This window comes from Neobacillus niacini (genome assembly GCF_019749295.1).
Lineage (GTDB): Bacteria > Bacillota > Bacilli > Bacillales > Cytobacillaceae > Neobacillus > Neobacillus niacini_D.
In genome coordinates this window covers 259,345-271,534 of record NZ_JACWFG010000018.1, presented here as the reverse complement: position 1 = coordinate 271,534, position 12,190 = coordinate 259,345, and the positions used below count along the sequence as shown (strand labels likewise).

The 12,190-nt window shown below is 38.2% G+C and carries 17 protein-coding genes; 3 read left to right on the top strand and 14 right to left on the bottom strand.

The window, feature by feature from the left end; all coding sequences use genetic code 11:
- Positions 1-9 precede the first annotated feature (9 nt).
- From H0184_RS22590 to H0184_RS22555, 8 genes are all read right to left on the bottom strand, one after another.
- The gene (locus H0184_RS22590) at positions 10-477 is read right to left on the bottom strand and encodes a cytochrome c oxidase subunit II (protein WP_221828680.1); all 468 of its coding nucleotides are present in this window, start codon (positions 475-477) and stop codon (positions 10-12) included.
- A 14-nt stretch (positions 478-491) separates the two neighbouring features.
- Positions 492-638: a cytochrome c oxidase subunit 2A gene (locus H0184_RS22585; protein ID WP_221828678.1), complete on the bottom strand. Its 147-nt coding sequence runs from the start codon at positions 636-638 to the stop codon at positions 492-494.
- Positions 639-823: 185 nt separating this feature from the next.
- The gene (cyoE, locus tag H0184_RS22580) at positions 824-1,759 is read right to left on the bottom strand and encodes a heme o synthase (protein ID WP_221828677.1); all 936 of its coding nucleotides are present in this window, start codon (positions 1,757-1,759) and stop codon (positions 824-826) included.
- 108 nt (positions 1,760-1,867) lie between these two features.
- The gene (locus H0184_RS22575; RefSeq protein WP_221828675.1) at positions 1,868-2,617 is read right to left on the bottom strand and encodes a TPM domain-containing protein; all 750 of its coding nucleotides are present in this window, start codon (positions 2,615-2,617) and stop codon (positions 1,868-1,870) included.
- On the bottom strand, positions 2,614-3,192 hold the full coding sequence (locus tag H0184_RS22570; RefSeq protein ID WP_221828673.1) for a LemA family protein: 579 nt from the start codon (positions 3,190-3,192) through the stop codon (positions 2,614-2,616). Before H0184_RS22570 ends, H0184_RS22575 begins: the two co-directional genes overlap by 4 nt.
- Before the next feature lie 91 nt (positions 3,193-3,283).
- Positions 3,284-3,514, bottom strand: coding sequence for a hypothetical protein (locus H0184_RS22565; protein ID WP_221828671.1), 231 nt, complete (start codon positions 3,512-3,514; stop codon positions 3,284-3,286).
- A gap of 31 nt (positions 3,515-3,545) precedes the next feature.
- Entirely contained in the window at positions 3,546-4,076 is a 531-nt protein-coding gene (gene hpt, locus H0184_RS22560; protein WP_260631729.1) for a hypoxanthine phosphoribosyltransferase, read from the bottom strand.
- An 86-nt stretch (positions 4,077-4,162) separates the two neighbouring features.
- Positions 4,163-4,759, bottom strand: coding sequence for a vWA domain-containing protein (locus H0184_RS22555; protein ID WP_221828669.1), 597 nt, complete (start codon positions 4,757-4,759; stop codon positions 4,163-4,165).
- A gap of 95 nt (positions 4,760-4,854) precedes the next feature.
- Here H0184_RS22555 and H0184_RS22550 point away from each other — a divergent pair, with 95 nt between their 5' ends.
- Together H0184_RS22550 and H0184_RS22545 are read left to right on the top strand one after the other, a co-directional pair.
- Complete coding sequence (locus tag H0184_RS22550) at positions 4,855-5,346, top strand: hypothetical protein (protein WP_221828667.1); 492 nt, start codon at positions 4,855-4,857, stop codon at positions 5,344-5,346.
- Positions 5,347-5,426: 80 nt separating this feature from the next.
- Positions 5,427-5,855, top strand: a complete 429-nt coding sequence (locus tag H0184_RS22545; RefSeq protein ID WP_221828666.1) for a VOC family protein — start codon at positions 5,427-5,429, stop codon at positions 5,853-5,855.
- An 86-nt stretch (positions 5,856-5,941) separates the two neighbouring features.
- Here H0184_RS22545 and H0184_RS22540 read toward each other — a convergent pair whose 3' ends face one another.
- The 5 genes from H0184_RS22540 to H0184_RS22520 all read right to left on the bottom strand — a co-directional run bounded on the left by H0184_RS22540 (position 5,942) and on the right by H0184_RS22520 (position 10,135).
- Positions 5,942-6,688 (bottom strand): amino acid ABC transporter ATP-binding protein, encoded by a 747-nt coding sequence (locus H0184_RS22540; RefSeq protein WP_313771815.1) that lies wholly within the window; start codon positions 6,686-6,688, stop codon positions 5,942-5,944.
- Between the two features lie 16 nt (positions 6,689-6,704).
- Positions 6,705-7,364 carry an amino acid ABC transporter permease gene (locus H0184_RS22535; protein WP_221828664.1) on the bottom strand — a complete coding sequence of 220 codons (660 nt, stop codon included), beginning with the start codon at positions 7,362-7,364 and terminating at the stop codon, positions 6,705-6,707.
- Positions 7,365-7,433: 69 nt separating this feature from the next.
- Complete coding sequence (locus H0184_RS22530; protein ID WP_221828662.1) at positions 7,434-8,210, bottom strand: amino acid ABC transporter substrate-binding protein; 777 nt, start codon at positions 8,208-8,210, stop codon at positions 7,434-7,436.
- Positions 8,211-8,330: 120 nt separating this feature from the next.
- Positions 8,331-8,876 carry a GNAT family N-acetyltransferase gene (locus H0184_RS22525; RefSeq protein ID WP_221828660.1) on the bottom strand — a complete coding sequence of 182 codons (546 nt, stop codon included), beginning with the start codon at positions 8,874-8,876 and terminating at the stop codon, positions 8,331-8,333.
- Positions 8,877-8,890: 14 nt separating this feature from the next.
- On the bottom strand, positions 8,891-10,135 hold the full coding sequence (locus tag H0184_RS22520) for an MDR family MFS transporter (protein WP_221828658.1): 1,245 nt from the start codon (positions 10,133-10,135) through the stop codon (positions 8,891-8,893).
- Between the two features lie 100 nt (positions 10,136-10,235).
- Here H0184_RS22520 and H0184_RS22515 point away from each other — a divergent pair, with 100 nt between their 5' ends.
- Positions 10,236-11,882, top strand: coding sequence for an ABC transporter substrate-binding protein (locus H0184_RS22515; RefSeq protein ID WP_221828656.1), 1,647 nt, complete (start codon positions 10,236-10,238; stop codon positions 11,880-11,882).
- A 43-nt stretch (positions 11,883-11,925) separates the two neighbouring features.
- Here H0184_RS22515 and H0184_RS22510 read toward each other — a convergent pair whose 3' ends face one another.
- On the bottom strand, positions 11,926-12,099 hold the full coding sequence (locus H0184_RS22510; protein WP_221828654.1) for a hypothetical protein: 174 nt from the start codon (positions 12,097-12,099) through the stop codon (positions 11,926-11,928).
- Between the last annotated feature and the right edge of the window lie 91 nt (positions 12,100-12,190).

Here is a 12,190-nt window from a genome sequence, read left to right as displayed (position 1 = left end):
TATCCCCCCTTATTTCACCGTAATCGTTGTACTCATTACTTGGTGACCAGCACCACAATATTCATTACAGATAACTAAATAACTGCCTGGCTTATCGAATGTTTGTGTGATTTTTTGAATATGCCCCGGCATAACCATTGCATTTATATTTGTTCCAGCCACTTCAAATCCGTGAACAACATCCTTTGATGTCATAATAAACGTTACTTTCGCCCCTGCTGGTATTTCAATGTTATTTGGTGTGAAGCCAAATGCTTGTAACGTCATGACCACTTCATATTCATTTTCGCCAACTTCTTTAACACCTGGGTTATCAAATGGTGCGGTTTCATCAACCTTCTGAGGATCAATGGTTTCCATATTACTTGGCGGTCCCATTTCTAGTGCAAAAGCTTGGTAACCTGTGATTAACATGAATCCCATGATGATACCAAAACTTATTGTAAGCCATATTTTTTCATCAAGATGCATTTTCATTTCTCTTCCCCCCCTTATAATCTGGCCATATAAAGACCGTATAGAACTATATACGTAGCAACAATCACAACTCCAACCACTGTTACGGAAATCCATGTTCCTTTTAGCGGTGCTTCGTGCTCCTGTTTTTTACCTTTATGAGTAACTTTTGTAGCTGCCATTGAAAACTCAACCCCCTTTTGTTGTCCTTAGCTATATAATAATTGCGAAGTGTTCTCACTGAAGTGAACTGAATCACATTGTGGCATTTTGATGATTTAAAAGTGACAAATTTATGAACAACAAAAAAGACTATCCCCGCTAAAGTCAGCAGGGACAGCCTTTTTTTAAGATTATTAACAATTATTTAGAATAGAGGCAGTGTAACAATTATCATTGTAAGAAACAATATCGTTACATAATTCACCGAATACAGGAAAATGACATGTGCCCATTTTAAGTCATTTTTTGTAAAAAATCCGCCGATGCTTACAAGTAACCAACCTGCGTTAAGTATCGTTGCAATAACTATAAATGATGTACCAAGAGGCGTTAAGTAAAAAGGTAAGGGTAGTAGACACGCGACATATACGACAATCTGCCGTTTTGTCATTTCAAACCCATGTACAACGGGAAGCATTGCAACACCCGCGGCTTTATATTCTTTACATTTCTTCATGGCGATCGCAAAGGTATGCGGCATTTGAAAAATAAATAAGATTAGAAACAATATAATTGGAACTATATGATTGCTAGATTCGATGGCTGCCCAGCCGATTAACGGAGTAACGGCTCCTGACACACTCCCAATTACTGTATTAAGGGTATATCTTCGCTTTGACCACATTGTATACAGTATCACATAGGTGAACCAGCCCACAAATGCATAAATGGCTGCTTCAATTGAAGTAAAGAGTAACAGGATTAAACCCAAGATGGACAATACAATTCCCATTGTTAATACAACTTTTAATGGGATATTTCCTGTTACCGTTGGTCGATTTTTCGTTCTATCCATTACCGTATCTATATCTACATCATACCAATTATTAAGAACGAGAGCTCCGGCCATAACCATTGTACTGCCAACAATCGTTAGTAGAAATACTTCCCAGTAATCGCTAAAAGAATGATTAGTAAAATGTAAAGCTAACCAGAACCCAGTAAAAACAGGCAATACATTTGCGATCAAAACCCCCGCTTTAAAAAGTGATTTTAAATCAGAGATTAAGGAAGAGGTATTTCGTTCATTTGTTAAAGGAGCTTTGTCTACCTTCTGAAAAGGTACTTCCTCTTTACTCATCTACTAATACCTCCTAATTTATAACTTCTATCTCATTAAAACATACTTCTCATTAAATCATATATCAAAAGGCTCTAGCATGATTTATATCACTTGGAAATAACACACTTACCAGCCTCGGCCAGCACCGCCGCCGCCCGAAGAACCTCCTCCGCCGCCTCTAGGGCCGCCGCCGCCGCCGCCTCTTCCCATTGATATAATAGATAGAAGAAGATAGGTGAGTGTCCCTCCAAAAAACTTAAAATCCAGGAACACAACAACAACGACGATAATGATCAGCAGCCAAGCGGGAATTCCACCACCCTCATTAGCAGCAGAATGCTGCACTTGCTTTGGAGGAGTCACCCCTCCTTCTTCCCCATATTCTGCTAATACTTCATTCGCAAGTACCTTATACGTTTCAAGTATCGCTTTGTTGTCCTGACCATTTTGTAAGTACGGAATAGCATTTTGGTCTAGAATTCTTCCTGCTTTTCCGTCAGGTATCCTTCCTTCCAGCCCATAGCCTACTTCAATTCTAATTAAACGATCGGTTACGGCTATGACTAGAAGTACCCCATTGTTTTGGGTTTCATCTCCTATCCCATATTTCCTAAAGGCTTCATTCGCAAATTCCTCCATTGTGTACTCACCAATGGAATCTACCGTTAAGACAGAAATTTGTGCAGTTGTTTGATCTTCTATCGTTCTCCCTAAACTTCTTATTTCTGCTGTTTCAGCATCTGTTAGTACCTTCGCAAAATCTTGTACATAGATGTCGCCGATGGGAGCCGGCAATTTGATATTTTCAGCAGAGGCTCCGCTTTGAAGTAAGAAGAAAAGTAAAAAAAGAAGGCTGAAGATCGTTTTCGGTTTCATTCTCCATTTCCTCCAAAGTCAACCTCTGGGGCTTCTGCTGCTTTTGGATCGGCAGTGAAATAGTCTTTTTCATCGAAACCTGTTATACCCGCAATGATGGCGCCGGGAAATTGCTTAATTCTTTTGTTATAGACTGCCACCTGATCATTGTAATCTTTCCTTGCAACAGAAATTCGATTTTCAGTTCCAGACAACTCGTCCATTAATTGGGTAAATTGCTGGTCGGCTTTTAAATTAGGGTAATTCTCAACGACAACTAGCAGCCGGCTTAATGCACCACTTAATTCAGCGTTAGCTGTTGCTTCCTCCTCTACTGTTTTAGCACCTGCTAATCTCGCTCGTGCATCTGATATCGAAGCAATGACCTCTTTTTCATGAGAAGCATAGCCTTTAACCGTATTCACTAAGTTTGGTATTAAATCCAATCTTCTTTGAAGTTGATTTTCAATTTGAGCATACGATTGGTCCACATTTTCCTCTAGGGTAACAAAGTTGTTATAGCTTGACATCAACATCATACCCATTAAAACAATTGCTGCTATAATAATTCCAATTACGACTAATCCTTTTTTCATATGTAATTACACCCCTTTTCCTCTAGTATGTATCAATATATATATGAAATATGAAAAAGCTGTGTGGATTTTCATCCGCACAGCCTCTTCGTTATTTATCCTTATTTTCATTTAACTCATCAATAAGCTGTTTTGTTCTTTTAGCATTTCCTTCTGCAAAATTTTCGAGGCGCTCTTTTAATTCATCATCATTGTGAATCCGCTCCGCTGTAATGAGATAAGTCCTCATGAGATCTTCTTCAACTTCAATCGAATGCTCTAGTATTTCTTCAAGGTTATTTTCTTCTTCCTCTTTCTTTCCTTTAAAAATATTGGCAGTCATAGTTTGAAACCTCCTCAAAGTTGGGGCAAAACTAATACTCTTCCACAGTCGCAATATAAGGTAAATTTCTATATCTTTGTGCGTAGTCGATTCCGTAACCGACAATGAATTCATCTGGGATTACAAAGCCAACATAATCCACTGGTAATTCCACTCTTCTTCTTTCTGGCTTGTCTAAGAGTGTGCAAATTTTTATTTGTTTCGGTTTATGCATATTCAAATGGTCTCTCAAGAAATGCAGAGTTAAACCGCTGTCTATGATATCTTCAACTACAACAACATTTTTATTCGTAATATCTTCATCAAGGTCCTTTAATAGTTTTACTTTTCCTGTCGTTTCTGTTTGGTCACTATAACTTGAAACCGAAATGAAATCGACGTTTATATGTCCCTTCATTTCACGAATTAAATCAGCTGCAAATACAAAAGATCCTTTAAGCACCACGATTAACATGATTGGCTCATTGTTAAAATCTCTTTCGATTTCTTCTGCTAATTCTTTCACTCTTTGTTTTATCTCATTCTCCGAAATCATAGTATCTTTTACTCTATATGCCACCATTACTACCTTCTTTCATTAAAATACATCTAGACTCCGTTATTATTCCAAAAAATACATCTGAATACAATTTTTTGACCATCTTCGCGTTATTTAATCAATTTGGTTTGTCTTCTTTCTGTTACTTCTTCACTTACCATTTTGTACATACATTCAACTCCAATTTCAGTAGCCTCAAAGTTATATGCATTCTCGATATCAATTCCAAGACTGTCTGCTTCTTTCTTGGCATCAATGTTTGCTCCCAGGAAGATGAATTCCCAGTTATATTTCTCCTGCTGATGTTGAATGAGCTCTTTCACCTTTCCATAGGTGAACTCCCTGCTGGCATTTTCAAAACCATCTGTTGTAATCACAAAAATAACCTTCCCTGGCCGATCAGCCTCGTCTGTCTTTGATAATCGGCACCCAACGTCTAGTATCGTCTTCCCTACCGCGTCCAGTAGAGCTGTACATCCCCTTACATAATATACTTCACCTGTCAGCTTTACTTTTTCAGCCTCAACACCATTCCAAATCACTTCGTATTGATCATCAAAAAGAACACCTGTGACCAATGTTTTCCCTTCTAATTTTCTCTGATTTTTAATAAAAGCATTAAAGCCCCCAATCGTATCACCTTCAAGCCCTCCCATCGAACCACTTCGGTCAAGCAGGAAAATAATTTCTGTCAGGTTACTGTTCATCTCTATCATCCTTTCAATTCGCGTTTATATTATAATAATAGGTGAGTCCATCCATTATTTGGTCGCTTGGTGAGCGACATTTTCGGAGGTTGATTATGTTAGATCGAAAGCTGGCAGAAGAATTGCAGCATTATGTTGATACTCACTTACAACCTATTTTTCATGAAATGAAGCTATACAGCTCTGAGGAAAGAATGATTTCTGAGGAGATTCAAAATGTTGATATAGAGGAATTTATTAAAATTAAACGCCAGCCTGCCTTTAGTAAGACATTGTTTCGTTATATTGATAAAAAAGGGGCCAGTGACGCAGATATTTATAAACGTGCTGGGTTGGACCGCAGGCATTTTTCAAAAATACGCTCGAACCCCGAGTACAAGCCCGGTAAAAATACAGTTATCGCACTAGCGCTGGCACTCGAACTAACGAAAAAAGAAACCGATAAACTATTAAGTTCCGCCGGATATTCATTATCTGACAGTGATACCCTAGATTTAGTTATCCAGTTCTGCCTTGAGAAAAAAATATATAATTTTTATGATATCAATCAGGCGTTGGATTATTTCAGTTTAAAACCTTTGATTTAAAAAAGGATAAAAACAGACTAATATCGAATTAATCGGATAGAATGGAATTTGTACATAGCCATTTAAGAGGAGTGAAGAAAATGCCAGTTAATGTTTATCTTGTTTTTAATGGCAACACGCGTGAAGCAGTAGAATTTTATGCAAAGGTCTTTAAAACGGAAGCACCGCAAATTATGACTTTTGGAGACCAGCCGCAGCATCCTGATTACCCAATGCCAGAGGAAGCCAAAGAATTAATCTTGCACACACGACTGAACATTGATGGAAGTACTGTTATGTTCTCTGACAATTTCCCTGGATCACCTTTTGTCGAAGGAAACAACGTGACATTGGCATTAGTAAGCAAAAACTTGGATGATATCCAATCTTGGTATGATCAATTAAAAGAAGGCGGCACTGTTACAATGGAACTTCAAGAAACCTTCTGGGCTAAACTTTATGGTCAAGTAACAGATAAATTCGGAATCCACTGGCAGATAAGCCATGATACCGGAGAATATGGAAGTTAATTTCCACACAAAAAAGGATACAGCCTGAAAAGACTGTATCCTTTTTGCGTTTAACTTGTGCCAAGAGAAGTATCACCATGGACCACTTATTTCAAGCTTCTGCTTAAGAAGGCTTTTGTCCGTTCATTCTGAGGATTTGTAAACAGTTCTGAAGGGTGCCCTGTTTCAATAATCTCGCCGTTATCCATGAATATAACCCGGTTCGCCACTTCCCTTGCAAAGCCCATTTCATGTGTAACCACGATCATTGTCATCTGTTCTTGTGCCAGTGCCTTTATGACCTCAAGAACCTCACCCGTCAATTCAGGGTCCAATGCGGAGGTTGGTTCATCAAATAATAGAATTTCAGGATTCATCATTAGAGCTCTCGCGATTGCCACTCTTTGTTTTTGACCTCCTGATAGGTTTGCCGGATAGACATGAGCATGATTTGTGAGACCAATTTTCCTTAAAAGCTCCATGCTTCTTTGCTGAATAGTTGTAACCGGCTCATTCTTTACCAATTTAGGAGGCAGCTCTAAATTCTCTTTAACCGTGAGGTGCGGAAATAGATTAAAATGCTGAAATACCATCCCCATTTTAGAGGTAATCTTCTTAATATCCTGCGGTTTTGCGTAGACTCCATCTTTTACAAAGGCTTCACCAGCAATCGTAATGCTTCCTCCATTTATTTCTTCTAAATGAACTAAACTGCGGAGCATAGTACTTTTCCCCGACCCCGATGGGCCGATAACGGCTATTACATCATTTTTATTAACATCAAAGGTGATCTGTTTTAATACATCCAGCTTGCCAAACGATTTCTTCAGGTTGGATATTTCAATGATTGCCACTTTTTACCAATCCTTTTTATTCAAATTTATATCTTCGTTCAATTCCTTTAAAAATAAATGTTAAAAATAGTGTCATAACAAGATAAATCATGCCGGCAACGAAAAACGGAACAATCGTAAAGTCACGGTTTACAGCTGTTTGAGCAAAGTGCAGCAGTTCCGGTACCGCAACTGCATAAAGCAGGGCTGTGTCTTTAACAAGCGTCACGGATTCGTTCGCGATAGCGGGAAGTGTGACCCGAACCATCTGCGGTAAAATGATTCTCGTGGTTGTCTGCCATTTACTTAAACCAAGAACCTTAGATGCTTCGTACTGTCCTTTATCAATAGCCAAGAGACCGCCGCGGAAAATTTCTGCAAAGTAGGCTGCATAGTTTAATACAAATCCAATACAAGCAGCCACGAATCGGTCAAAAACTAAATATTCTCCGACTACGGGAAGCATTGGCAGCCCGAAACAAATTAATAACAATTGCAATAATAGCGGGGTGCCCCTCATTACGTAAATATATCCCTGTGCAAGTAAGGATACAAGCTTAAAGCTGCTTTTTACAGCAAGGGTCAGCAGAAAACCAAGCGGCACTGAGACGATAATCGCAATAAAAAACAATAGAACTGTCATCTGTGCCCCTTCTAGCATAGGTACAAGAATGGATGTGAAATATTCAAAAGACATGGTAACTCCTCCAAAAACAAAACAGGGTTCCCACTAGGAATCCTGTTTCGCCCTATATTCATTCTTACTTTAGTACTTTAAAACTTTATCTTCGCCAAACCATTTTTTCGAGATGTCTGAAGCCGTCCCGTCTTCGTTCATTTCATCAAGTGACTTCTGGAGTTTTTCAAGTAATTCTTCGTTTCCTTTTTTAACACCAATCCCATATTCTTCAGGAGCAAGAGACTCTTCTAGTACTTTAAATGTTTCTGCCTCTTTTGTCATGTAATAATTGATGACAATCTCATCGATAACAACTGCATCCAAACGACCGCTCTTTAAGTCAGTTAGAGCCTGTACATTGTCAGCAAATTCCGTTACGGTTTTTATTTTTTCCTTAACCGGTGAAGCGTTTAGAGCGTCAGATGCTGAAGAAAGTGACTGAAGTCCAACTACTTTACCTTCTAAATCATCTAGCTTAGTAAGCTGTGAATCCGCAAGAGTAACAATTACCTGCGCATTTTTTAAATATGGTTTTGTGAAAAGAACCTTTTCTTTCCGCTCATCTGTAATAGTGTATCCGTTCCAAATAAGGTCAATTCTGCCGCTGCTAAGCTCCGCTTCTTTTGTTTTCCAATCAATTGGCTGGAATGTAACTTCTGTTCCCATTTTTTCCGCTGCTGCTTTTGCATAATCAATATCAAAACCTACGATATTGTTATCCTCATCACGGAATCCCATTGGTGCAAATTTATCATCGATACCAATAACCAATTTTTCTTCGTCTTTACTTGTTGGTTTTGAACACCCAGTAAAAATTACAAGTAATGCAGTTACTATAAGAATCATAGTTGCTAATTTTTTCATTTGTATGTACCCCTTTTATAGAAATTAATTTCGCTTTAGTACGTTACCATATTATCATACTACCACATTATAACACTATAATATTATGTAATACAACAAAATAATAAAAAGGAGTCTATCTTAGAAATAGACTCCTTTCGTTGGTATTTTCCAGATCATATGATCTTGACCTTGCCCCCAATAATCCTTCAGCCAATACTCGGGTTCTCCGAATTTCTTTTTCCAGATGGTTTGGGCAGTTTTGAAGCCGCTGTCTAGACAGAATTCCTGGATTTCCCTCGCCATTAATGTCTTTAACATTTCAGCTAAAAGTTGATTCCCCACACCCTGTCTTTGATATTCAGAAAGTACGTATATCGTCCCAATTTCAATCGTATTCCTCAGGGCTCCATTCGTACTCTCTTGAATCAGTTCATTAGCATTCCCACAAGTTATGGTTCCAATAATTTTGTTTTTTGTCAAAGCTATTAAAAAATATCTTTTCTCTCCACTAGTTTCAAAATCCATTTGCAAATACTTTTTCTTACTCTCAATATCTGCTTCGATATCTTCCACTAAATCTGCTAATCCTTCTCTTGCAAATGTATCGGTAAGGACCGTCCTAAAAAACTGGTTCAATTCCTCTTGGTCTTCGATTTTAGGTCTTCTAATCTCTACTTTTAGCAATTTAGCCTCCTAATTTAAGTTGACATATTTTTTTGGACTTTGATTTTATTGACCACAAAAAGTCCACTATAGAGCAGGAAAGTCCCTGCCATTAAGATTAAACCGAGGTAGACAGACATCATGGTCGGCACTAAGAATGCGCCCAATACAATTGCACCGCGAGCAATCAAATCTGCACCGCTAAAGCCTAAATTTGAAAAGGCAGAATAGGATCCGCGTTTGTCCTCCGGCATCATATTTGCCTTCTGGGCATTCGCAATTGGTGAATAAATCAGCTCGCCAATTGTCGCAATACCATTAAATAGTATCAAGACATACCATAAGTTCGCCGACGTAACGATGGTATAGCCTGTACTATATAACAACAGCCCCAATAGAAGCATCTTCCGCGGTGAAAATTTATCTGTTACTTTTGAAACGAAGAATGCCAAGGCCACTACCATCAGCATGTTTTCGATGTTTAGAAAGCTAAGCATCCTTACACCAGCAACTTCAAAGTTCCCTATAAATACAGACTTAAATTCCTCCGCTAATCTTACCCCTATATAACTATTAAGGGAAAATTCGGCCGCAAATATAAACATGGAACCTGCAACTACCTTGACAAATGGCTTATCCTGAAATGCAACTTTGTAATTCTGGATGAGGTCCATAAAAATATTTTCGTGTTTTTTCTCCAGCAGCTTCACACGTGTATCCTCTAACCAGATACCGTAGGCAATCGGCAAACTAATAGAAACAATCGTTAACGTGATAAAAAGCTCTAATTGATGATTCACATATAATAGGCCGCCTAAAGCGGCTCCGATAGCCATCGCTAAATTTACCAGCCAGTAATCAAGGGCATACACACTTTTTCGATTTTCGGGAGTTGTCGAGTCAATAATAATCGCATGCACAGCAGGACGGCCGAGACTGCTGGTAATGGTGAAAATCACATAACTAATCGCAAATAATACTATCCATTTCTGTTCAGGTAATAAGCTTATGGTCATTAGAGCAAACATAAGCGCACTAGCAGCTGATGTTGTAATAATTATTTTTTTCCGAGGGAAGCGGTCTGAAATATAGCCGCCAATAAAGTTAATAAAAAATCCTATTATGACTGTTACTGCTAAGAAAATCCCTGCCCACACTGCCCCCTTATGCTGTGCAAAGAAGAGCGCCATAAAAGGCATTACTGAGCTTCCGATTGCCCGGTTAAAAAAAGAGGTTATCAGCCGTACCTTGATATTTTGGGGATAGTCTTTCCATGCCATTTTTATCAACACCTTTCATACTCTATATAGTAAACTAGACGTAACAGTTTAAAAATGACCAATTTTCAAAAAAATGTCTACTTTTAAGAGGGGTAAGTTGATGGACCACTATCTATTAACCTTATGGAATTCAAAGTCTTCTGGGGAAGTTAAAGTACAGGAGCTTGCTGAACGATTAAATCTTAGTGCAAAACAGACCCGCCGCAAACTAGGCCAATGGCAAGAGGAAGGCTGGTTAACCTTTCAGCCGGGCAGAGGCAGAGGGAATGAATCGAAGTTACAATGGCAGAAGGATGTAGAATCCTCATATGAAAAGCACTTTCTATCCAAATTAGAGAGTTATTCGATTGAACAAGTTAGTAAATTGTTATTGTTTAACTGGTCGACTGAAACAAAACAGCGATTGATGACTAAATTTCAATCCAAGTTTGGGTTTAATCAAGAGGGGCAGGACCGGCTGATTATTCCACGCTTTTATCGTTTCTTAACGTATCATCCGCTAAAGGCTGCAGATGTACATAGTGCAAACCTAATAGCAAACCTATATAACCGTGTGGTCGCATTGGATGATGATAATACGGTTATTCCTGAGCTTGCTCATAGCTGGGAGGTAAAGGATAATCAGTTAACTTTATACCTGCGAAAGGATGTGAGCTTTCATGATGGTTCCATTCTAAAAGCAGAGGACGTCGTCCAATCTTTTATGCAAATGAAGCAGGATTTGATTTATGCTGAACTTTGGAAACCCATTACAAAGATTACCTCTCCCGCACCACTAGTCGTAGAGCTTGAATTTCCAAGTGGCTGTACATATATCTTACCTTTGCTCAGCATGATGCCTGCTAGTATTTATAAAGAATCCAACGGCCAGGTCATCGGAACAGGCAGTTTCTATATGGGAGAAAATTCTGACGAGAAAACCGTATTACATGCTTTTAAACATTATTTTGGGGAGCGTCCATTATTGGATTGTGTTGAATTCATACAGGTTTCGAGAGAGTTTGGAAATGTTTATTATGGTGCACATGAATCTAGAGAGGTAGGTACGTTTGAGGTTGAAAGTGATTCTGGGTTCGGTATTGTGGTGATGAATCCATATCGCCAATCGGACATTGCTAGAAAAGAAGTCAGAGATTACATTCATATGCTTATTAACCAAAATCGAGAGCAAATTTCTACTATTGATTCACGCATTTCAGCTAATACATCTGGTTGTTTAATCGGTTATTCAAGGCCTTATTACATGCCAAAAATAGCAAAACCCTCTCTATCAAAGCCATTAGGTTTGAAGTATACAGGATATACAAAGGATGTATCCTTTTGGTTAAAATCCGTTCTCGAGCATGCTGGGATATGTATAGAGTTAGAAGAAGTATCGTTTCATGATGCCCTGTACCATGATCATTTAAAGGTTGAAGCGGATCTATTTATTCATGGAGAGATTTTTGAATTGAACCAAAGCTTTTCTTATTTTAATTTTATTAAAAATAACCTCTCCCCACTGAGAAAAATAACTCAAAGTGATCCTTATTTACAGAAATATATTAAAGGCTATGATGAATTGCCCTTTGAACAGTGGATGAATCATCATTTAAGAATAGAAAAATATCTAATCGAAAATTCCCTTTGCATTCCACTTTATTATTCAAAGCGGCAAATACCATTTTCCATTAACTTAGTGAACATTGAGATAAAGCATTTTGGGTATGTAGATTTATCAAAATTATGGATGAAGCCTAAATATTAGTCAAAAAGAAAGCCTGACATCATAATGTCAGGCACTGTACTTATTAATCTTGATATCCAGAAAGTTGGTCTTGCACAGAGTTAAGAGAATCAATCGCTTGTTGAATTTTGTTTTTGTTTTCTGGTTTTTCTGCATTGCTTAGGGCTTGCTGAAGAGTATTAACTGTATTTTGTACGGAAGACATACTTTGATTTACATAATCTTTTGCATTTGGCATTTGTGGCACCTCCTTAATTATTTCAAGGATAGTATCTCTCAAGATACAAAAAATATTTAACTCTACTGACAAAAAAAGGCAGCACCCATCA